Below are 21,758 nucleotides of genomic sequence, written 5' to 3'. Positions count from 1 at the left end.
CTATGCAAAATTTTCAAACAAAAAGATTTGAAACCTTACCATAAATTTTACCATTCACATCATGTTACCCAGAGAAGAACTGTTAAAGGGTGTAGAAAATCGTGATACTATCGCCCGTGTGATTGATCAGGCTGAACAAGCTATTAAAACTTGGGAAGTGGTTTTAACTGATTTTTTGTCACCCCCAGAATTAGCAGAAATTAACCGCGTATTTAGTCGGTTAACAGATGTACAATTAGTAGGGTGGGGAGGTTATCCCCAAGCAGAACGCCAAAGAATGGCGATCGCTCGCTCAGAACTTCCTTTAGATCAATCTCAAGTTGACCTTGTAGCTTTAGAAATTGCTGGTAATTTTCTGTTTGATACCGCTACTCACCGGGACTTTTTAGGCGCAATGTTGGGAACCGGTATAGTCCGGGAAAAAACCGGGGATATTATTGTACTCGGAGAACGGGGAGCCCAAGCAATTGTTATACCGGAGTTGGCAGAATTTTTACAAATGAATCTGCAACAGGTGCGCTCGGTTCCGGTGAAAACTCAAGTGATTGATCTCACGGAGTTAAAAGTTAGGGAACCTAAAAAGAAAGAACTAACTAGCGTCGAAGCTTCCCTGCGATTAGATGCGATCGCCTCCGCTGGTTTTGGAATGTCCCGCAGTAAAATGGTGACTTTTATTGAGAGTGGTGATGTCCGCGTTAATTGGAAAGACGTTAATCAAGCTAGTTCTCAGGTGAAATCAGGGGACTTAATCGCTATTCGCGGTAAGGGACGTTTAGAAGTAGGGGAAATTGCTGTAACCAAAAAAGAGCGTTATCGAGTCCAATTAACCAGATATATGTAACAGATCCCCGACTTCTTCCATAACCTAGGGAGTTATTGAATATTACAGATCCCCGACTTCTTCCATAACCTAGGGACTTACTGAATATTTGGGACAGAAGTCGGGGATCTTGCACCCCTCACAGCTCCCCGACTTCTTCCATAACCTAGGGACTTATTAAATATTTGCGAGAGAAGTCGGGGATCTTGCACCCCTCACAGCTCCCCGACTTCTTCCATAACCTAGGGACTTATTGAATATTTGCGAGAGAAGTCGGGGATCTTGCACCCCCCCAGATCCCCAACTTCTTCCATAACCTAGGGACTTATTGAATATTTGGGACAGAAGTCGGGGATCTTGCACCCCTCCCAGATCCCGTCAGAGCGATCGCCTTTAACATCGCCTCCCACTAGCGATCGCCTTACCATCCCCTCCCACAGACACACAGATCCCCGACTTCTAGCTAAATTATCCTAGACTATCTGTGATGATGTGAGAAGTCGGGGATCTTGCACCCCCCCACAGATCCCCGACTTCTTCCATAACCTAGGGACTTATTAAATATTTGGGACAGAAGTCGGGAATCTTGCACCCCCTCCCACAGACACACAGATCCCCGACTTCTTCCATAACCTAGGGACTTACTGAATATTTGGGACAGAAGTCGGGGATCTTGCACCCCTCCCAGATCCCGTCAGAGCGATCGCCTTTAACATCGCCTCCCACTAGCGATCGCCTTACCATCCCCTCCCACAGACACACAGATCCCCGACTTCTAGCTAAATCATCCTAGATTATCTGTGATGATGTGAGAAGTCGGGGATCTTGCACCCCCTCACACAATCACACAGATCCCCGACTTCTTCCATAACCTAGGGACTTATTAAATATTTGGGACAGAAGTCGGGGATCTTGCACCCCCTCCCACAGACACACAGATCCCCGACTTCTTCCATAACCTAGAGACTTATTAAATATTTGGGACAGAAGTCGGGACTCTGCACCCCTCCCAGATCCCGTCAGAGCGATCGCCTTTAACATCGCCTCCCACTAGCGATCGCCTTACCATCCCCTCCCACAGACACACAGATCCCCGACTTCTAGCTAAATCATCCTAGATTATCTGTGATGATGTGAGAAGTCGGGGATCTTGCACCCCCTCCCACAGACACACAGATCCCCAACTTCTTCCATAACCTAGGGACTTATTAAATATTTGGGACAGAAGTCGGGGATCTTGCACCCCTCCCAGATCCCGTCAGAGCGATCGCCTTTAACATCGCCTCCCACTAGCGATCGCCTTACCATCCCCTCCCACAGACACACAGATCCCCGACTTCTAGCTAAATCATCCTAGATTATCTGTGATGATGTGAGAAGTCGGGGATCTTGCACCCCCTCACACAATCACACAGATCCCCAACTTCTTCCATAACCTAGGGACTTATTAAATATTTGGGACAGAAGTTGGGGATCTGCACCCCTCCCAGATCCCGTCAGAGCGATCGCCTTTAACATCGCCTCCCACTAGCGATCGCCTTACCATCCCCTCCCACAGACACACAGATCCCCGACTTCTAGCTAAATCATCCTAGATTATCTGTGATGATGTGAGAAGTCGGGGATCTTGCACCCCCTCCCACAGACACACAGATCCCCGACTTCTTCCATAACCTAGGGACTTATTGAATATTTGGGACAGAAGTTGGGGATCTTACACCCCCTCCCACAGTCACCCAGATCCCCGACTTCTAGCTAAATTATCCTAGACTATCTGTGATGATGTGAGAAGTCGGGGATCTTGCAGCTACAGTGAGTTTAAAAGCCTAATTGCTAGTTCATAATCAGCGGTACGACCTTGAGTGAGGAATAATTCCGCTGCTCTTTGGAGGTCTTCCCTGGCTTTGTTGATGTCTCCTAGGTTACGGTAAACAACACCGCGATTACCGTAAGCATCAGCATAATTAGGATTAATCCCAATAGCTTGGGTGTAATCAGCCAAAGCTAAATCCCATTTCTGCTGGTTACGGTAAACAATACCGCGATTGTTGTAAGCTTGAGCTAAATTAGGATTAATCCCAATAGCTTGGGTGTAATCAGCCAAAGCTAAATCCCATTTCTGCTGGTTACGGTAAACATTACCGCGATTGTAGTAAAAAGCAGCACGGGGACTGAGTTCAATCGCCTCATCTATCGCCAACTCAGCCTCTGCATACCTGTTTAAATCAGACAACACCCCATACTTCTGATTATACAAATTAGGATTACCAGGCTCCAGCTTAATCGCCTGATTGATAGCATCCAGCGCCCTATCCAGTTGCTGTAATCCGCTATAAACTGAACTCAGATTATACCAAGCTGGGACAAAATCACCTCTAGCCTTTACCGCCAATTCTAACGCTGCTGCAGCTTCCTTTAATTTCCCACCCCACCCTAAAGCCAAACCCTGACCATAATAAGCCAAATGAATCAACTCTGGTTTTTGGGCGATCGCCTGCTCAAAAGCCTGTACCGCTTCATCATGGCGACGTAACCGCCACAATTGATTCCCCCGTTCAATCCACAATCTAGCATCAGCATTCCCCTGGGGAACTGGAATTGAGAGAATGGTATTTTGAATAGATTCCACCTCCCCCCCACTTAACTCCTGTGGTGGTGTATCTTCCACCCGTTGCGGTGTGGTATTCCATCCCCGTGCTAAAGCTAAAAAAGTACCAATGGGAATCCCTAAACTATTACCTATCTGTATCCGACCCGAATCACCCTCCGCTAACCCATGAATCCCAATTACTCGTCCCTGGGTATCCAACACCGACCCCCACTCATCCCACCCAGGGTAATACTGCTGTAAACTAACTCATATCCCCCCGTTAAAGCTCCCGCAGCTTGACTCACTGCTTGTGACCCACCCTCCTTATTAGTTCGGGAACTTGACAGGGTAGTTCCGACTAACCCCTGTTCCCTACTCCAAGTTTGTCCCAATGTCAACCGCCAGGGTGAACTTGTCCCCAGTCTGGGATACCCCGCTGTTAACATATATTGATCATCTTGGGTCGGATATTTAGCTAAGGTAGCAACTGTATAAGTTTGGTTACTCCTAAACTTAACTACTGCTAAATCCACCCCTTCATTATATTGAATACTACCAGGTTCTACCGCATGTGTTTGACTATCAGCGGTGACAATGGTGTAAGTATAGGGGTGACATTTCCCCCCTCCCTGTCTTTCTATCCTCTCACACACCACATGGGCTGCAGTCAGAACCGTGTAACTATTTCCTTCTTTAGCAATAATTACACCTGAACCATTACTTTGACTAGTACTATCAATCCTGACAGTAATTTGTTTAGCTTGCTCCTCTAACTTCCCTAACCACCCTGTTAATGGTACTTCCGGGACAACATAACCCGTGCGGGGTTGGGGTAAACCATAAGCAGTTAACACCTCTGGTTTTACCTGAGCTAACACCCCACTCACAGGGATTCCCCAGCTATACTTACGCCATTCCTGAATTTCTGCTGCTGTGGGTTCTTGTCCATTAGCACGGACATAACCCAGATTTAATATAGGGTATTTGCTCATACCATTAATCCCTAGTAAATACCCCTTGTCGCTGAGGATAGCACCCCCGCTCATTCCCTGCTCAATGTCGCTGTCGTAGCCAATTTCATAACCCTGTTGTAAACTTGGTTGGGAGACAATTTTTTTAACTGTTCCTGGTCTAAATACTATATTATTTTCTGCCGTGGGGTATCCCCCCGCCATGACTGGGGTATCTATATAAATATCAGAGTTAGTAATTCCTCGTGGTAAGCAATATTGCTGATTTGAGGTAAATTCTAAGATGGCTAGGTCTAATTGACCAAGGTTTGTATCTAGTAGTTTAGCTGGATGAGTTTTACCGTCTGGTGTTTGAATATTCAGGCTTTTGGGGTTAATTCTCCTGACTACATGGGAGTTAGTTACCACTAAGTAAGAGTTACCTGTTTTAGCTAAAATTGTCCCCGATGCTACGTCACGTTCTCCCCTGACTTTGACTGTGATTTGTCTAACAAGCTGTTGTAGTTGTCTGTCGGAATATTCTCCGCTTTCTGGGTTTTCTTCTGCTGTCAGTTGACATTTATCTGCTATGGGGGGTTTTGAGGTTTTGCTGTGGGTGATTTCCCCTAGGACGGGAAGGGGTAGGAGTAATATACAGGTAATAATCGCGAGGTGGCGTTTCATGGATGCTGGGGATTCGGGTGTATTTATTATATCTGTTGTTAAACGCAAAGGGGCGCAAAGTTACGCAACAGATACCCGACTTCTGAAACTAAATTATCCCAGACTACCTCTAATGATCTAAGAAGTCGGGATCTTGCACCCCCTCCCACAGCTCCCCGACTTCTAGCTCAAGATAATCAAACACATGATTTTCTAGTCAGATTTATCTGACTTTAGCTTTCAGACGGGGGTTTCTAACCCCCGGTTCCTCTGGGTGGCGATCTGCTTGCAGCAGCGCTTCGCTATCGCCCCACAGCTCCCCGACTTCTAGCTCAAGATAATCAAACACATGATTTTCTAGTCAGATTTATCTGACTTTAGCTTTCAGACGGGGGTTTCTAACCCCCGGTTCCTTTAGCTTTCAGACGGGGGTTTCTAACCCCCGGTTCTTCTGGGTGGCGATCTGCTTGCAGCAGCGCTTCGCTATCGCCCCACAGATCCCCGACTTCTAGCTAAATTATCCTAGATTACCTGTGATAATGTGAGAAGTCGGGAATCTTAACCATTAATATAAATTCCACTAATTGCAAGTGTGTCTCTAGAATGGGGAAATTTTTAGCCGCAAAGGCTTGTAGGTCTGGATCTTCACCTAGTTGGATCTGACGGGTATGCATAACTAAATTTTCCATGTGTCCATTAATGCCAGCTTCATTGATGTATGCTTGGTCGAAGTTGACACCAGACAGTTTTGATAGTTGCGTTTTTAAGGCTTGATATTTGGGACTAATATTAGTGGGTGGATTCATTCCCTTTTGTTGAGCTAATTGCATTAATTCCTGATTCAAACGTGTATGGTCTTGAATCATTTGTTGAGCATATTGTTTGATATTTTCGTTTTTTGATGTTTCCAAAGCTAGGTTTGCTAGTTCCAGTTCTCCGATTCCTGCTTGAAATGCTTCTTGCACATACATCATGTCCATTTGACTGATCTGTGCAGTTTGAGCCTCTAGTATAGTATATTGACTAAATGTTGTGTGGGCGATCGCTTCTTGATGAATCTGATCATATCCGGTGATCGCGATCGCACTAGTAAACCCCATAGTTGCGATGAGATGAGTAATTTTTTTCCCTGAGTTGTCGGGTAATAAATTCATATTATTAAGTTGATAAATATACTTAATTGCTAAGGAAAGTTCAGAGGAATTAACTAAGAAGTGCACAGCAATTTATTCCCTGTTACCCGTTCCCTATTCCCTAAAACCAAAAAGCTGTTTACCTCACGAGGGAGCATGGGAAATGCTATATATACCCCAATTTTTAATACCTTGATTTTGTAAAATGGTTTCAGCACTATGAATCTGTTTATCTGTGCCATTGAGGATGAGTAAATAATCACTCTGCTGCAGGCGATCGCTATAAACTCTGGCTTGGTTTTCGGGTATACCTAAATCAGTCAAGGCCTGAACTAAATTTTGATTTGCGACTGCTCCCACGGCTACACCCGCCATACTAGCAATTAAGGCTACACCGACGGAACCAGCGGCTAATAACACTCCTAAACTGGGAATAGCCAAACTACTCAAACCAACTAACAGACTACCCCAGGTAGTAGCGGTCAGTGTTTCCCCCACTGGCTTGGTAACATTAACATTTTGCTCACCAATGCGATCGCTGACCTGCGCCTCACCCAAGGGCTTTTCTGATTCTACATCTTTAGCAATGATAGAAATTTGCTCTATGGGGAAGTCGGATGTTTTCAGTTGATTGATTGCTGCTTCTACTTGTTGATGTTTGGTAAATACTCCCACTGCATATTTATGATTTTGATTAACCATATTTTCCTCATTTCTCAGTCTGATAATTAAAGTTATCAAGATTGATTTAATTGCTTTAAGTCAGGTAGATAAATCATTGGACTGCAAAAAGCCACAGAATATATTATAAAACTCAAAAAAAATATATTCTGTGGGTGTAAATCATTTTCTGTTAGTGAGAAACTTCCTAAGTTTGTGGTTCTTGTTCTTGTTGTTGTGGTTCTTGTTGTTGTTGTTGTCTTTCTGTTTCTTGTTGTTCTCGTCTTTCTCGTTCTTGTCTTTCTTCTGGTGTTTCAGTGGTAGTATCATCTGTTGGTGGTTGTACTTGGGAGTGTAAAGTACCAGTTGTAGATGTGTTTAAATTGGTGAATGCAAATGCGGGAACACTCACCAAAGCACTGATACCAGCTACTCCCACAAGGTTAACAAGCATTTTGAAGAAACTTACATTCTTGTTTGCTTTCATTTGGATCTCCTGCGTTTACAGCAGCAAAATTGTTAAATAGCCCGGTAATTCCATGAAATCAATACAAAATCTGGCAGTATTCTCAATTTTTAATTGGCTATGATACCCTCAGTAATACCGCACTGGAATCTTGTATTTACATTCGATAGTAATTCTATACAACTAGTAAAACGTCTCTCTACAGCATCAGATCATATTAAAGACTCAAGTTATGATTCACACTAATTTTTTGTGAAGCTGTCAATTTAGTTTACCCTCTCTAACCCTACCCTGGTAAAGCTTTGGCGGCTTTGGGTTGCAGTTACTCTGCATTCAGATTAAATTCATACTGACAACCGATGACAAATCAGGCCAAAAACTGGTGCAATAAATAGTAATTGGTGTTGCCTATATTGGAGTAATGAAAGATCGCGTTTTGATTTTGGGTGGAAGAGGGCGGATTGGTAGCCATGTGGCTCTAGATATAGCTACCCACACCCGTGCAGAAATTACCATTACTGGGCGTTCACCGGAAACACACAGTAATTCTCAGTTGTCTTTGGGTGAAAATGTTCAGTTTTTGGTGTTAGACTTGGCAGAAGTTGAGAAATTGAGAGAGGCGATCGCTAATTCTAATTTAGTTATCCATTGTGCGGGACCGTTTCACTACCGAGATGCTAATGTTCTCAAAATTTGTATTCAAGAAGGGGTAAACTATATAGATGTCAGTGACCATCGTTCTTATACTACCAAGGCGCTAAATTATCATCAACAAGCTGTTGCAGCGGGTGTGACGGCAATTGTTAATACGGGGATTTTCCCCGGTATCTCTAATAGCATGGTGCGTCAGTGTGCGGAGCAATTTGACCAACCAGAAGAAATACATTTAAGTTACTTAGTATGTGGTTCTGGAGGCGCGGGAATCACAGTCATGCGCACCACATTTTTAGGGTTTCACCTGTAGAAGCAGCACTACCAACAGATTTATTTATGCAGGCTATGGAAAAACGAGGAATTCAGATTAATTCCCATTGGTGTTAAAACAAGTTTCTTAGTGTTTATTGTATAATTATTGATATGGTGTTATGGCCTTTCCGAGGCTAATGAAGTATACACCAAGTTCGGTGTGTTTCGGTGTGTTCGGTGTGTTCAATGCGTAAAAAAGAAAAATTTCCTCACCTAGTGGGTTCTAAGTGGACAGCACAGAGAAAAATAGATGGTTGGCGACACTTCCAGGTCGTTAACCGGAAAAATCAGAGTAAGTGGGTATATGCCGAAATGGTTGCAGCTTGTGACCCCAATGTCCGCTTTTGGTTAAACGCAAAATTGTTACAAGATAACTCTCAGTGGAAAGCTGGCTGGCAATCTTTACAGGAAATTGAAGCACGAGAAACCTAAATATCAGCTAAAACCTAAAATTAATAATTTATTACAAACCAATCACTAAGGGATGAAAAGCATAGTTGAGATATTCTTCCCAGTGTTCTGTATTTGTGAATATACCCCTTGAGGATTGCATAGCTAATCTGTCTATTGAGGTTTCAAACTCAGCCCCCTTCCCAGGGGATCAGTGTGGCTGATGTTAGTTTTCCGCCATAAAAACTATATACAAAAGTACATAGAGTTATTTTTGTCTTTTGTAACTATTTTATAAAAAATGGATAAAAAACAGCAATTTATGACCTTTTAAAGCTAATATAAAGATTTAAATCCCAAAAAATTCATAAATAATCTGTTTTAATGCTGAAAACATCTTATAGATACTTTTTTCATATTTGCACCCCCTTTCTTTTCTGTGGAATATCGTCAATAATCAAAATCACATAGCTCAGACATCCCCCGGCTAGGTAAAGGTAAAAGCTTCCGCCAGGAGTTTGATAAAAAATTATTAGAGGTAAATAACAATGAAACTAGCAGTTTACGGAAAAGGTGGTATTGGTAAATCTACAACTAGCTGTAATATATCCGTCGCCTTAGCCAAACGGGGTAAAAAGGTTCTGCAAATCGGTTGTGACCCCAAACACGACAGCACCTTTACACTCACAGGGTTTTTAATTCCCACAATTATTGATACTCTCCAAGAAAAGGATTACCACTATGAAGATGTTTGGCCAGAAGATGTAATTTATAAAGGCTATGGTGGTGTAGATTGTGTAGAAGCTGGTGGACCGCCTGCTGGTGCTGGATGTGGCGGTTACGTAGTGGGAGAGACAGTAAAATTACTTAAAGAACTCAACGCCTTTGATGAGTACGATGTAATTCTGTTTGATGTCCTGGGTGACGTTGTATGTGGTGGTTTTGCTGCGCCACTCAACTATGCAGATTATTGTATGATTGTGACTGATAATGGCTTTGATGCCCTGTTCGCCGCCAATCGCATTGCAGCCTCAGTGAGGGAAAAAGCCCGCACTCATCCCCTGCGTTTAGCGGGTTTAATTGGTAATCGCACCTCTAAGCGGGACTTAATCGAGAAATATATAGAAGCAGTGCCTATGCCGGTGTTAGAAGTGTTACCTTTAATTGAAGATATTCGTGTTTCTCGTGTTAAGGGTAAAACTTTATTTGAAATGGCGGAAAATGACCCTTCTCTGAGCTACGTTTGCGATTACTACCTGAATATCGCTGACCAGATTCTGGCACGTCCAGAGGGTGTTGTGCCTAAAGATGCTCAAGATCGGGAATTGTTCTCTTTGTTGTCTGATTTTTATCTAAATCCAGCTAAACCACAGGTGACGAATTTGGAAGAAGAACTAGACTTGATGATTGTATAGCATCATCAAGTTCCAGGATGGGGAAAAATATGGCTTTCTTTAATAGCTTTACAGATGAAATCAGACAAAAGTGGTTAGAATTCTTTGAGACAAACCGTGAGTGGATTGTTCTGCATATGATAGCCGAGTCGGTTTCTACTCCAGATGGCGGAAAGCGACCCAGTTCATACCTCATCTTGGGTGTTGTCAATGCTCTAGAACCCCAATTAGCACAGCTAATGATGCCTTTTTCCAAACTCAATCCTGACGCTGATACTCTGATTGAGGTGCTGGAGTTGGATTTTGACCCCGATATTGTTCTGGGTTATCGCCCCAATCCCACAGAACAGATGCGGAATGTGAATCAAAACCGGAAAGATGATGTTCATGTCAATGACGTGAGGGGCGCATCTCAGAAAGGGCAAAATAACTTGAAAACTGTGTCTAAATCATCACCCAGCATGAAAGCTGATGATTTTGGTGGGATTTCCTTTGCAACAACACCTGGATCTCAAGAAATCCTGGATGATTCCCAGACAAAAGACATACTATCAGATGTCTGGGGGGAAGAAAGCGGATTAGAAAAAAGTGGGGAAGAACTCTCAGAGGATGTTTTTGATGAATCAGAGTTTGCGCGTCTGTTCCCTAAACCTTAATTGTTACCGTTTTTGTTGAATATCAAGTACCGAAAATCGACTGATTATAACACAAAATGGGTTACTCAGGGGGAATTATCATCTCCCCATGCCCGCCCTATATTCATCTGCTATTAAATACTAAGGGGAGAAAAATACAAATGACTATCGCTCAACAACCAGACACTTTAAAATTTGAGTGCGAAACTGGCAATTACCACACCTTCTGTCCCATTAGTTGTGTGGCTTGGTTATACCAGAAAATTGAAGATAGCTTCTTTCTGGTGATTGGTACTAAGACTTGTGGGTATTTCTTGCAAAATGCCATGGGGGTGATGATCTTTGCTGAACCTCGCTATGCCATGGCAGAATTAGAAGAGGGGGATATTTCCGCACAGCTGAATGATTATGAGGAGTTAAAGCGGTTGTGTTTGCAAATTAAGCGCGATCGCAATCCTAGTGTAATTGTCTGGATTGGTACTTGCACTACGGAAATTATTAAAACAGATTTAGAAGGTTTAGCACCCAAGTTAGAATCAGAAATTGGTATTCCTATTGTTGTCGCCCGTGCTAATGGTTTAGATTATGCCTTTACCCAAGGGGAAGATACCGTATTAGCATCTATGGCTAATCGTTGTCCCACTCAAGCACCACCAGCAGCAACTGATAAAAATGAAGGTAATGCGATTCAAAAGCTGCTCAACTTTGGCAAAAAGAAAGAAGAAGTCGCTCAAGAAGAATCCGAGTATGTAGATCATCCTCCCCTGGTGCTGTTCGGTTCTCTACCTGATCCTGTGGTCACCCAGTTAACCTTGGAACTCAAGAAACAAGGGATAAAAGTTTCTGGTTGGTTACCTGCAAAGCGGTTTACTGAATTACCGGTGATTGAAGAAGGGTATTATGTGGCTGGTGTCAACCCCTTCCTCAGTCGCACCGCCACTACCTTAATGCGTCGCCGCAAGTGTAAACTTATTGGCGCACCTTTCCCCATTGGCCCTGATGGTACTCGCGCTTGGGTTGAGAAAATCTGCTCTGTGTTTGGTATTACTCCCAAGGGTTTAGATGAGCGGGAAGCGCAAATTTGGGAAAGTTTGGCAGATTATGTGAAAATTATTCAGGGTAAGTCTGTCTTCTTTATGGGTGATAACTTACTAGAAATCTCCCAAGCTCGGTTTTTAGTACGTTGTGGAATGACCGTACATGAAATCGGTATCCCCTATATGGATAAGCGTTATCAAGCTGCTGAGTTGGCGCTATTAGAAAAAACTTGTCACGAAATGGGTGTACCTCTGCCCAAGATTATCGAGAAACCAGATAATTACAATCAGGTGCAGCGTATTTATGAATTAAAACCAGATTTGGTAATTACTGGTATGGCTCACGCTAATCCTTTAGAAGCCCGTGGTATTAATACTAAGTGGTCAGTAGAGTTCACCTTTGCGCAAATTCACGGTTTTACTAACGCCCGTGACCTTCTGGAGTTGGTGACCCGTCCCCTGCGCCGCAATAATAATCTTAAAGATTTGGGTTGGGATAAGTTAGTCAAGGAAGAGGCAAAAATTTAAGTGTTTGGCTGAGTTATAGCAGATCATGTTGGGGCGAACTTTGTTCGCCTTTTTTCCTTTGGGATGCTCTCATTGCTGATTATAGCGGGCAAGATGCCCGCACTATGTCAATGATTTCTTAATTAAGTTTAATTTCTGCGGCGGATATTCTGAGCTATTCCAGGCCAATTTCTATTGGCTCTTTGAATATGTCCCGGGATATCTCTTTCCCAGCGTCTGTGAATCCTCTGGTCAGCATTTAAGTATAGCTTCCCTTCTACAATTCTCCATGCATTGGGGTCAATGGGTGCAGTATATCCCTGGCTGACAGCCCAAGCACAAAAACCACCATATTGAGGGGCGTATTTTTCGGGATTTTTAGCAAATAAATCTCGATTTCCCGCAGTCGAAAATCGCCAATTCACATTTGCCCATTTATGGGTAAAGTTAGAACTACCTGCAATTGGTTTTCCTTGTTGAAAATAAGCAACGGGGTCATACCCTTTCAAGGCGATCGCATTTTCCGCATCAAATACCCAGGCGACATTCTGAGCATTAGCTGGAGATTCAAGGTTAGGAATAACCGTTTCAACATTTGCACTGGGGCTAAAACACCCCCCCAATCCCACTATCAACAGTGAAGATGTGATGAATATATTAAAATTTTGGTGATTCATAGTTTTAAAGCTCTATAGTGGGAATATACAGCACATTACCTCTGAGTAGGTACAAGGGCGGGCAAGATGCCCACACCACAACAGTTTTATCAGTCAATCTTTAAGAAATTCTCGGCCAATTCCCTATCCATTCTCCCCCACGAAACCGCCACCGGGGAAACAACAATCGCATCACCACCCAAGAGGATAAATAAACCCCTAACCAAACTAAACCATAATGTTGAATAAATGTGATTAGATCAAATTCAGTCCTGGGAATATAAGGTAAACCGATATTGGCAATAATTACAGCCAAAACCAACCCCTCTACAACTCCTGCATAAAATTGGAATACTCCAGGCCAGTCATGATCCCACATATATTTTTGCAGAAAATCATACAATACATCCCAACCTATGCCCAATAAGCCCACATAAAATACCACCCAAAAGTAAACATTAGACTCATGGCCGAAATATCCCCAATGGAAAGGGAGGGAAATTAAAATTCCCACCGTTGCTAACAGAAAGATTCGCGTTTGCCAGCGACCGAATAAAGTTGGAGTCATGATATTTTAAGGATAGATTAAGGTTTGTTATTCAAAGCCCATTTCAACCATTGCCAGAGAGAATAAATCCCCTCTATATAGCGCACCCCCGGAGCTTTAGCCGCTGCTAAGGCTTCCACAGAACGATGGGCGCAATATTGTAAGCCTAAAAATGTGTCTACAGGTGCGTAGGGACCACCTAGGGTGATAATCCCCGCTGCATATATACGAGAACTCTGATTTCTCAAGTTTTTGATTTCAAAGTTATTTTCCACATGGAACCGTTTTTGGGGGTTCAACTCTAGTTGATAATGAGTAATTAAATCCTGCAAAAAAGGACTTTGTAAGGGGTCTGAAACTAACCCTGTACAATCAATGACAAAATCAGCACTAACCTTTTTTAGACCTTCGTTACTGACTAAATGGGTCATAACCCCACCGCGAGGATTACGTTCTAGTTGTGTGACTAAACCATAGGTAATTGTATACCATCCTTGTTTTTTTCCTTCTTTAATAATCTGTCGCCATTGCTTACGGCTAGCTGTTGTTGTTCCACCCCAGTCTTGTAATAACTCCCGTCTTCCCAAAGGGTCAGCTGCTTCTAACATTCTGCGCAGATCACCGCCCCAAGTCCCTTTGGGCCAGTTGTAAGGTTGAAATTCCCAATCATTTTCTACATACCGTTGCGCGCGATCAAATTCATTGCCTTTGCGGGGTTCTCGGTTTAAATGGATCACTTTAATATTAGCGTTGACTTGACGGGCTTTATACAACCGATCTAATACTTGTGAGGCTACAATTCCCGAACCGCGCAGGACAATAGTACCGCCTTGTTTCTCTAATTTCTCATAAATATGATCATGGGGTTCATAGCCTTGAACTACGGTTCTAGCATCTCCTATTTCTTCCGGGTAGTCTTGACGATATTTTTCTAAATCTGGTAGTAGTTTAATCCCTGGGTAACCTGTGCAGAGATGGACATATTGAGCGATGACAAATCGGGGATGTCTCTTATTTTGCGGGTCATCACAATAAGCAATACAATAACGACCATCTTCGGTTTGACGCAGACTGAGAATACTACCGGGTTCGAGCATTTTCTTCCAACCTATGCGTTGGGCTTCTCGGTCCATGGACTCAAACACATCTTTAGCACGGGGGGTATAGGTATCTGCGTGAATGGGTTCTGCAAATACCTGCCATAAAAATCCTAACGCTGCGCCAACCTGTCCAGAAAATAAGGCTCTCCAAGCATCTCGTAGAGCATATCCTGGCCATCCCCAAATATTATCGGGACAAGAATCTGACCCTGAACGAATGCGTTTATACTTGGTAATTTGACAGTTGCGCAGTAAGGTTTCATAGCGGTGATAAGGTTTGTTTTGAATGCTCAAAACCTGAATATTTTCGGTTCTAACTCCCGCAATTCTCAACATATCCACCCAAGCAAAACTGCCCATTCCTCCCCCACAGGCCACATATTCTGTTTCCCTGACGGTAAAACGACTTCTATCAATGGCTTCTAAAGAAATCCGTTTTCCGTGCCAAAAATCCAGATTATGGGGAAACTCTGATAAAGGAGTTGATGTCGTCGGAGTGAGTTGCTGTTCTAAAATCCCCGTATTGGGGTTAAAAATAATCGATGATTGGGAACTTTCAACAATTGATGTTGATGTTGTGGTCACCTCAGATTGGGGATTAAGAAAAATTGTAGATGTGCTTTCAGCTACGACTGTAGGCTCAGTAGAACCATCGGGAATCAGAAGAACGGTAATCGTATAGTTACCGATTGTTACTCTATCGCCATTGTTTAAAGGGCGACGTTCTCCCCTTAGTTTTTCGTCGTTGAGTTTAGTACCATTAGCACTCTTCTTATCTTGTAGGTAAACTTGATTGTTGTCTGAGGTAATCTCAGCATGGAACCGGGAAACTTGCTTACTTGAGTCTAATAAAACTACAGGAGACATACCCTGGGGTAGTTGGCTGATATCTCGCCCTATAGCTACTGGAAGATCAAAAATCTGCTCTTCCTGCTCCTCTGTCAACTGATTTTGGGAAATAAGTTTGATTTGCATTGATTTGATACTCTTATCTACAGGATGCCGTACTACCAGATACTTAGTTATGACATAGGCTGAAATTTTCTGATCTCTGAATAATTAACTATGGGCAACTGTCAAAGACAGATAGATTATATACTATAAATATAATAGAGTTTAGTATAGTATTCTTCCCTGTGTTGCCAATCTTGTGTCACTGCAACAATGGGAAAATATCCGTAAATCCTGAAAATACCAGCTTATACGCGGAATCCGAGCCTCACCTTTAAGCATACTTGCAGGAGTTTTTTGTATAAAAAAAACCATATATTTTTGTAAAGTTGACACAATAATTACCAGGCGATCGCCTGGGGAACATCTTTTTAAATTCTGCTCTCCAGGTTTCATAGTAATATGTGACTTATGTATGCTGATATACATTTTTCTTGTACTGCCTGGTAATGTATGACAAGTCACCTAGATTTTATGAGAGAATTGAAGGGCGATCGCTCCTTGGCTATATAGTGGCTACATATTTGATATGCTCACACATAAATACTGACAAATAAACTCTCACCCATAAATGATTACAGATGAAAATACATTGTACCAGACCGGGCTGCCTCAACCCTGAAAACGATGTGACAGACATCAACACCCCAGAACTGGTTTGTCAAACCTGCGGGATGCCATTAATTTTACCAAACAACTATCTACCTGTAGAACCTTTAGGAACCGGTGGATTTGGCTCCACCTTTAAAGCTATTTATTTACCGTTACACAATCAAGGTGTGACAACCTATCGTGTCATTAAGCGGTTAAACATTCAAACTGATGACGATAAAGAAGTTGAAGGAATCCAACTAGCCTTTAAACGGGAAGCTCAAATACTCAATCAATTAGGTCTACATTCTCCTCGCATTCCCGTATTATATGATTATTTCTCCTTCACTGCTCCTGACTTTAAATCCCAGGGTAAGTTATATCCTCAACAAGAATTACAGTATTTAGCCCAACAATATATTGCAGGACAGGATTTGAGTCGAGAACTTCAGAGACAGGGGCGCTTTTCTGAAGAGCAGATTAAAGATGTGTTAAATCAAATTCTACCAGTTTTACAATTCATTCATGAAAATAATGCTATTCATCGGGATATTAAACCCAGCAACATAATTCGCGAGGGAACAAACCTATTTTTAATCGACTTTGGCGCTGTTAAGCAAGTAGTGGAAGGAAAAACAGATCTAAAAAAAACTTCCCTTGTTTTTGGTTCACCAGCATATGCGCCCCCAGAACAAATAGCACGGAGAGAAGTTGATCCATCCAGTGATTTATATGCACTGAGCAGCCTCTTGTATTCAATTACTGACAAGAGACTCTTTGCAGCATATCCGTAACAATGATAACCGCTGGAATTGGAGAACAAAATATCCAGGGATTGTGAGTAACCATCTAGCTGATATTTTAGATAGGATGCTCGAACCTGATCCTCATAGGATGCTCGAACCTGATCCTCAAAGGCGAAGGCGATATCAGTCAGCAGAGGATGTGATTAAAGCTTTGAGAAAACCTTGGTGGGAGCAACTTATCGAGTACATAATTAAAGGTAGTAAACGACCAAAACCTTTAATTCTACTCATAACTGTAATTTCTTTGATAGGACTGGCAAGAAGGCATATATGGCATGAGGTAGAGCAACCGAATGTAGAACCGGGACAGGTAAAGCAACTAGTCAGCGTCGGAGACACAGACCTTAAGGGTAGCCCCCAACTCGATACCATATATCAAGATCTGAAAAACAAAGGCATTGAAGCCTTTAAAAATGAAAAATATGACGTGGCGCTAAACAAATTTGCCCAAATTCGTCGCTGGGCTAAACAGGAGCGTGAGGACTCTGCCCGTGATCCCCAAAGTCTCCCTAATAAACAAGCGATTGCCGCATTACAAGACCCATCGGTACTAATCTACAAAAACAATGCCGAAGTCAGACGGCGACACAAGTCCGGGGAACCCATCTACACCATTGCTGCTGCTGTTCCCCTCACCAATAGTAACTGGCAACAATTCAATATTGGTCAACAAATGCTCTTTGGTATTGCTCAAGCTCAAGACAAGGCTGTGAATGACCCCAAACAGCCGATTAATTTAGAGGTGGTGATTGCCAATGATCGCAATTATCCTGAAGGAGCTAAAGTCGTCGCCAAGGCTATCTCTGATCTTACTATCTCTGAACTTAATGGGAATGGGCGCAAGATTCTGGCTGTGGTTGGTCATTATCTGAGCCATAGCACCTGCGAAGCTCTCAAATCTGCTTATAATCAGGCTGAGTTGGTAGTCATTTCCCCCGTAAGTAACCAGGCATATCTGCGCGGAGTGTGCGGAGGATCGTCTTTCTTCTTTAGAACGACTGCATCCACCAAGGTCGAAGTCAAAACCCTGGTCAATCACTTGCAGCAGTTAGGGCTGGGGAATCCTGGTTCAACTGTGGCAATTTTTTACCGGCCAAAAGACCCGTTCAGTCTGGATTTATTCAAGCGATTTAAGCAAACTTTGAAGGCAAAAACAATACTTGTGCAAGAATTTGATTTAGATGCTGATGATTTCGACGCCGGACAAGCTTTAAAAAAAGTTGCCAATGCCACGGCTTTAATTGTGATTCCTGATGGTAGAAATAAAGATAGGAAAGCTTTTGATCGCTCTCTAGAAGTGATTAAATCTAATGCAGGTAAAAAAATAGTTTTAGGTTCCAATCCCCTCTACGACCAGTCAATTATCAGCCCCTCTGGCGGTTTGCCAAATCTCAATAATAAACTGTTTCTGGCTGTTGACTGGCACCCACAATGTGCAGCACAAAGCTTTATTGCTGAGACTAAGGATTACTGGTTGGGGAGTGTCAATCGCACCGCTGTTTTATCCTATGAAGCCACTCAAGTTTTAGTATCAGTCTTCCGTCGTCAGCCAACGGTTACTACTTCACTGGAAATTCGGGGATTTCTAGAGGACTTAGACGCTGGTAACGCCCCGGTTAGTGACGTATTTGCTAAGGATAAAACTATTAGCTTCCAACATGATGGCGATCGCAAAGAAATCAACGAACGCATTCTGATTACTGTTGGTGATAATATTAACAATCCCTTTGTTGTGTTTGGTGATTGCCGATAGGTACAGTTAATTTCACTCTCCCTCGGTTAATAGTCAAAGCAATGTATGACAAATCACCTAGATTTTATGAGAGAATTGAAGGGCGATCGCTCCTTGGCTGTATAGTGGCTACATATTTGATATGCTCACACATAAATACTGACAAATAAACTCTCACCCATAAATGATTACAAATGAAAATACATTGTACCAGACCGGGCTGCCTCAAACCCGAAAACCATGTGACAGACACCACCACCCCAGAACTGGTTTGCGAAGCCTGCGGGATGCCATTAATTTTACCAAACAACTATCTACCTGTAGAACCTTTAGGAACCGGAGGATTTGGCTCCACCTTTAAAGCTATTTATTTACCCTTACACAATCAAGGTGTGACAACCTATCGTGTCATCAAGCGGTTAAACATTCAAACTCATGACCCTAAACTAGTTGAAGGAATCAAACAAGCCTTTCAACGGGAAGCCAAAATTCTCCTCACCTTGGGTGAAAATGCTAACATTCCCGTATTATATGATTATTTCTCCTTCACTGCTCCCGCCTTTGAATCCCAGGGTAAGTCATATCCTCAACAAGAGTTACAGTATTTAGCCCAACAATATATTGCAGGCCAGGATTTGAATCAAGAACTTCAGACACAGGGGCGCTTTTCTGAAGAGAAGATTAAAGAGTTGTTATTAAAAATCCTACCGGTTTTACAATTCATTCATCAAAACCATGCTATTCATCGGGATATTAAACCCAGCAACATAATTTGCGAGGGAGAAAAACTGTTTTTAATCGACTTTGGCGCTGTTAAGCAAGTAGTGGAAGGAAAAACCGATCTACAAACTTCCCTTGTTTTTGGTTCACGAGTATATGCGCCCCCAGAACAAATAGCAGGGAAAGAAGTTGATCCATCCAGTGATTTATATGCACTGGCGGCCTCTTGTATTCAATTACTGACAAGAGACTCTTTGCAGCATATCCGTAACAATGATAACCGCTGGAATTGGAGAACAAAATATCCAGGGATTGTCAGTAAGGATCTAGCTGATATTTTAGATAGGATGCTACAACCTAATCCTAAAAGGCGATATCAGTCAGCAGAGGATGTGATTAAAGCTTTGAGTGAACCCCGACGGCCAAACTTTTTCACTCTACTTATTAACTACATAAAAGGTAGTGAAAGACTAAAACGTTTAATTCTACTCATAACTGTAATTTCTTTGCTGAGTATTGGTGTTGTCAAAGTCTTTTCTCCCTCTCTTTCCATTCGTACCATATCTTTTGAAGATCCCACCTCTAAAATCAAGATTCAATATCCCCAAAATTGGCAACCCCAACCAGCAAATACAACAGATACCATTGTGCGGATTTCCCCTATAAATGTCTCCCAAACTGGCTTACCCCCAGAGTTCATTATTAGTGTAGAACATTTAGCCCCCGATGAAACCTTAGAGGATTATAGGGAATTTGCCATTAAAAACCGCATTCACCAAAATATTCAACCGGAAACTATAAAAGTTGCTGATAGAGATGCGTATCGAGTCCTATATATGCGACAAAATGACAAGAATAACTTTGGATTTAAAGTTATGGAAATTTGGATCATGGGTGATCAAAAAGTCTATGTACTGACTTATAGCGCCGAAGAAAAAGATTATGATAAGTTTCTAAAACCTGTAGAAGAAACTATGATTAATTCTGTGCAATTACCACAAGAGAATCAAGAACTTTGGCGTGTTATCGGGAAATGAGAATCAATAATCAGCTTAGTAATTGGCGTTGACAACAGAAAACCCAATAAAGATATTAATTAATAGCACAGCCAAAGGGCGATCGCCTTACAGATCCCCGACTTCTGAAACTAAATTATCCCAGAAGAAGTCGGGGATCTTACGCCGCTGGGGTTTTTAATCCCTCCCTGGTTGGCGACTATATCTGTTGTTAAACGCAAAGGGGCGCAAAGGTTGGCGCAAAGGTACGCAAAGGTTTATTTTCGATGGCTTTGAGAGGGGGGTTTGTCAGGCCTCCCTGGGTGGCGATCGCATCTTGTCCAGATAATTAAATAGATGATCTTCTAGTCAGATTTATCTGACTTTAGCTATTAGACGGGGGTTTTTAACCCCCGGCTCCTGTGTAGCTAAATGGCATTCTGGTTAAAGTATTATAATAGTGCTATGCCCTCTCGAATCAACCATGACTTACACACCTGATGATGTTTGGCGTTTATTAAGTGAGTTGATTGTAGCTCAAAAGGAAACAGAGCGCCGCTTTCAAGAGACAGAGCGGTTATTAAAAGAACAATCTCAAGAAACTGAGCGGTTATTAAAAGAACGATCTCAAGAAACGGAGCGGTTTCTTAAACAGCAAGCTCAAGCAACTGATAAGCAGATTAAACAGGTAAGTCAACAACTGGGTAAGTTAGGTAATCGTCTAGGGGAGTTTGTAGAATGGCAAGTACGCCCTGCTGCGGTAAGATTGTTTCGAGAACGGGGTATTGATGTCCATGAACTTCACCCAGGGTTATCTACACAGCGCGGGGGCGAAGGTTTGGAAATTGATTTATTAGTGGTAAATGATACCGAAGCTGTGTTAGTTGAGGTGAAGAGTAAACCCAACCAAGCCGATGTAGATAAGCATTTACAGCGGTTAGAAAAGTTTAAGCGCCTGATGCCTCGGTATAGAGATGTACAGGCTATGGGTGCAGTGGCGGGGATGGTGGTTACTAATGAGGTGCGGGATTATGCTTATGGTCAAGGTTTATTTGTCTTGGGTCTGTGCGGTGATGATGTGGTAATTTTAAATGAGCCGGATTTTCAACCGCGTAAGTGGTGATGGGAGCTTGGAGAGGGGGGTTTGTCAGGCCTCCCTGGGTGGCGACTATATCTGTGGTTAAACGCAAAGGGGCGCAAAGGTGGGCGCAAAGGTACGCAAAGGTTTATTTTCTATGGCTTTGTCAGGCCTCCCTGGGTGGCGATCTGCTTGCAGCAGCACTTCGCGATCGCCTTACAGCAGGGTTTCGCGATCGACCCACAGCAGCGCTTCGCTATCGCCCCACAGCAGCGCTTCGCATCTTGTGAAGATAATCAAATAGATGATTTTCTAGTCAGATTTATCTGACTTTAGCTTTGAGACGGGGGTTTCTAACCCCCGGCTCCCCG

General features: G+C 42.7%; 19 protein-coding genes and 1 pseudogene. 11 read left to right on the top strand and 9 right to left on the bottom strand.

The features are described 5' to 3' along the window. The first annotated feature begins 61 nt into the window (after nucleotides 1-61). Nucleotides 62-841, top strand: a complete 780-nt coding sequence (locus AC6IZ0_RS03330; protein ID WP_271732869.1) for a photosystem II electron transport protein, Sll1252 family — start codon at nucleotides 62-64, stop codon at nucleotides 839-841. A 1,786-nt stretch (nucleotides 842-2,627) separates the two neighbouring features. On the opposite strand, the gene AC6IZ0_RS03325 is transcribed toward AC6IZ0_RS03330, so the two are convergent. The 6 genes from AC6IZ0_RS03325 to AC6IZ0_RS03300 form a co-directional block, all read right to left on the bottom strand. Further along, nucleotides 2,628-3,632 carry a tetratricopeptide repeat protein gene (locus AC6IZ0_RS03325; protein WP_497725092.1) on the bottom strand — a complete coding sequence of 335 codons (1,005 nt, stop codon included), beginning with the start codon at nucleotides 3,630-3,632 and terminating at the stop codon, nucleotides 2,628-2,630. After that, nucleotides 3,608-5,044: a S1 family peptidase gene (locus AC6IZ0_RS03320; protein ID WP_497725091.1), complete on the bottom strand. Its 1,437-nt coding sequence runs from the start codon at nucleotides 5,042-5,044 to the stop codon at nucleotides 3,608-3,610. Before AC6IZ0_RS03320 ends, AC6IZ0_RS03325 begins: the two co-directional genes overlap by 25 nt. 202 nt (nucleotides 5,045-5,246) lie before the next feature. After that, nucleotides 5,247-5,372 carry a hypothetical protein gene (locus AC6IZ0_RS03315; protein ID WP_497725089.1) on the bottom strand — a complete coding sequence of 42 codons (126 nt, stop codon included), beginning with the start codon at nucleotides 5,370-5,372 and terminating at the stop codon, nucleotides 5,247-5,249. Nucleotides 5,373-5,550: 178 nt separating this feature from the next. Next, nucleotides 5,551-6,243: a DUF4142 domain-containing protein gene (locus AC6IZ0_RS03310; RefSeq protein WP_497725088.1), complete on the bottom strand. Its 693-nt coding sequence runs from the start codon at nucleotides 6,241-6,243 to the stop codon at nucleotides 5,551-5,553. Nucleotides 6,244-6,300: 57 nt separating this feature from the next. Continuing rightward, on the bottom strand, nucleotides 6,301-6,858 hold the full coding sequence (locus tag AC6IZ0_RS03305) for a general stress protein (protein WP_280801386.1): 558 nt from the start codon (nucleotides 6,856-6,858) through the stop codon (nucleotides 6,301-6,303). 166 nt (nucleotides 6,859-7,024) lie between these two features. Continuing rightward, a complete protein-coding gene (locus AC6IZ0_RS03300; RefSeq protein WP_497725087.1) occupies nucleotides 7,025-7,303 on the bottom strand; it encodes a hypothetical protein in 279 nt (92 codons plus the stop codon). Nucleotides 7,304-7,703: 400 nt separating this feature from the next. Between AC6IZ0_RS03300 and AC6IZ0_RS03295 the strand changes: the two are divergent. The 5 genes and pseudogenes from AC6IZ0_RS03295 to AC6IZ0_RS03275 all read left to right on the top strand — a co-directional run. Beyond that, a pseudogene (locus AC6IZ0_RS03295) lies at nucleotides 7,704-8,234 on the top strand (saccharopine dehydrogenase family protein); the annotation flags it as partial. 200 nt (nucleotides 8,235-8,434) lie between these two features. Further along, nucleotides 8,435-8,680 (top strand): TIGR02450 family Trp-rich protein, encoded by a 246-nt coding sequence (locus tag AC6IZ0_RS03290; protein WP_497725085.1) that lies wholly within the window; start codon nucleotides 8,435-8,437, stop codon nucleotides 8,678-8,680. A 506-nt stretch (nucleotides 8,681-9,186) separates the two neighbouring features. Continuing rightward, on the top strand, nucleotides 9,187-10,053 hold the full coding sequence (bchL, locus tag AC6IZ0_RS03285; protein ID WP_271733256.1) for a ferredoxin:protochlorophyllide reductase (ATP-dependent) iron-sulfur ATP-binding protein: 867 nt from the start codon (nucleotides 9,187-9,189) through the stop codon (nucleotides 10,051-10,053). A 29-nt stretch (nucleotides 10,054-10,082) separates the two neighbouring features. Next, nucleotides 10,083-10,688 carry a DUF5331 domain-containing protein gene (locus tag AC6IZ0_RS03280; protein ID WP_497725083.1) on the top strand — a complete coding sequence of 202 codons (606 nt, stop codon included), beginning with the start codon at nucleotides 10,083-10,085 and terminating at the stop codon, nucleotides 10,686-10,688. 140 nt (nucleotides 10,689-10,828) lie between these two features. Next, a complete protein-coding gene (locus tag AC6IZ0_RS03275) occupies nucleotides 10,829-12,232 on the top strand; it encodes a ferredoxin:protochlorophyllide reductase (ATP-dependent) subunit N (RefSeq protein WP_271733259.1) in 1,404 nt (467 codons plus the stop codon). A gap of 128 nt (nucleotides 12,233-12,360) precedes the next feature. On the opposite strand, the gene AC6IZ0_RS03270 is transcribed toward AC6IZ0_RS03275, so the two are convergent. From AC6IZ0_RS03270 to AC6IZ0_RS03260, 3 genes are all read right to left on the bottom strand, one after another. Further along, nucleotides 12,361-12,888 carry a YHS domain-containing (seleno)protein gene (locus AC6IZ0_RS03270; RefSeq protein ID WP_497725081.1) on the bottom strand — a complete coding sequence of 176 codons (528 nt, stop codon included), beginning with the start codon at nucleotides 12,886-12,888 and terminating at the stop codon, nucleotides 12,361-12,363. 100 nt (nucleotides 12,889-12,988) lie between these two features. Further along, nucleotides 12,989-13,435, bottom strand: coding sequence for a hypothetical protein (locus tag AC6IZ0_RS03265; RefSeq protein WP_271733261.1), 447 nt, complete (start codon nucleotides 13,433-13,435; stop codon nucleotides 12,989-12,991). 17 nt (nucleotides 13,436-13,452) lie between these two features. Further along, on the bottom strand, nucleotides 13,453-15,489 hold the full coding sequence (locus AC6IZ0_RS03260; RefSeq protein WP_497725080.1) for an FHA domain-containing protein: 2,037 nt from the start codon (nucleotides 15,487-15,489) through the stop codon (nucleotides 13,453-13,455). Between the two features lie 557 nt (nucleotides 15,490-16,046). On the opposite strand from AC6IZ0_RS03260, the gene AC6IZ0_RS03255 reads away from it, so the two are divergent. The 5 genes from AC6IZ0_RS03255 (at nucleotide 16,047) to AC6IZ0_RS03235 (ending at nucleotide 21,677) form a co-directional block, all read left to right on the top strand. Beyond that, nucleotides 16,047-16,850, top strand: coding sequence for a protein kinase domain-containing protein (locus tag AC6IZ0_RS03255; protein ID WP_497725078.1), 804 nt, complete (start codon nucleotides 16,047-16,049; stop codon nucleotides 16,848-16,850). Between the two features lie 43 nt (nucleotides 16,851-16,893). Further along, nucleotides 16,894-18,615, top strand: a complete 1,722-nt coding sequence (locus tag AC6IZ0_RS03250) for an ABC transporter substrate-binding protein (RefSeq protein ID WP_497725076.1) — start codon at nucleotides 16,894-16,896, stop codon at nucleotides 18,613-18,615. Nucleotides 18,616-18,788: 173 nt separating this feature from the next. Next, entirely contained in the window at nucleotides 18,789-20,351 is a 1,563-nt protein-coding gene (locus AC6IZ0_RS03245; protein WP_497725075.1) for a protein kinase domain-containing protein, read from the top strand. A gap of 442 nt (nucleotides 20,352-20,793) precedes the next feature. After that, nucleotides 20,794-21,432 (top strand): hypothetical protein, encoded by a 639-nt coding sequence (locus AC6IZ0_RS03240; RefSeq protein ID WP_497725074.1) that lies wholly within the window; start codon nucleotides 20,794-20,796, stop codon nucleotides 21,430-21,432. Continuing rightward, nucleotides 21,432-21,677, top strand: a complete 246-nt coding sequence (locus AC6IZ0_RS03235) for a hypothetical protein (protein ID WP_497725072.1) — start codon at nucleotides 21,432-21,434, stop codon at nucleotides 21,675-21,677. The genes AC6IZ0_RS03240 and AC6IZ0_RS03235 overlap by 1 nt, the downstream gene beginning before the upstream one ends. Nucleotides 21,678-21,758 lie beyond the last annotated feature (81 nt).

It is taken from the genome of Anabaenopsis sp. NIES-4685, assembly GCF_059725405.1.
This window is presented reverse-complemented; position numbering and strand designations above follow the sequence as displayed.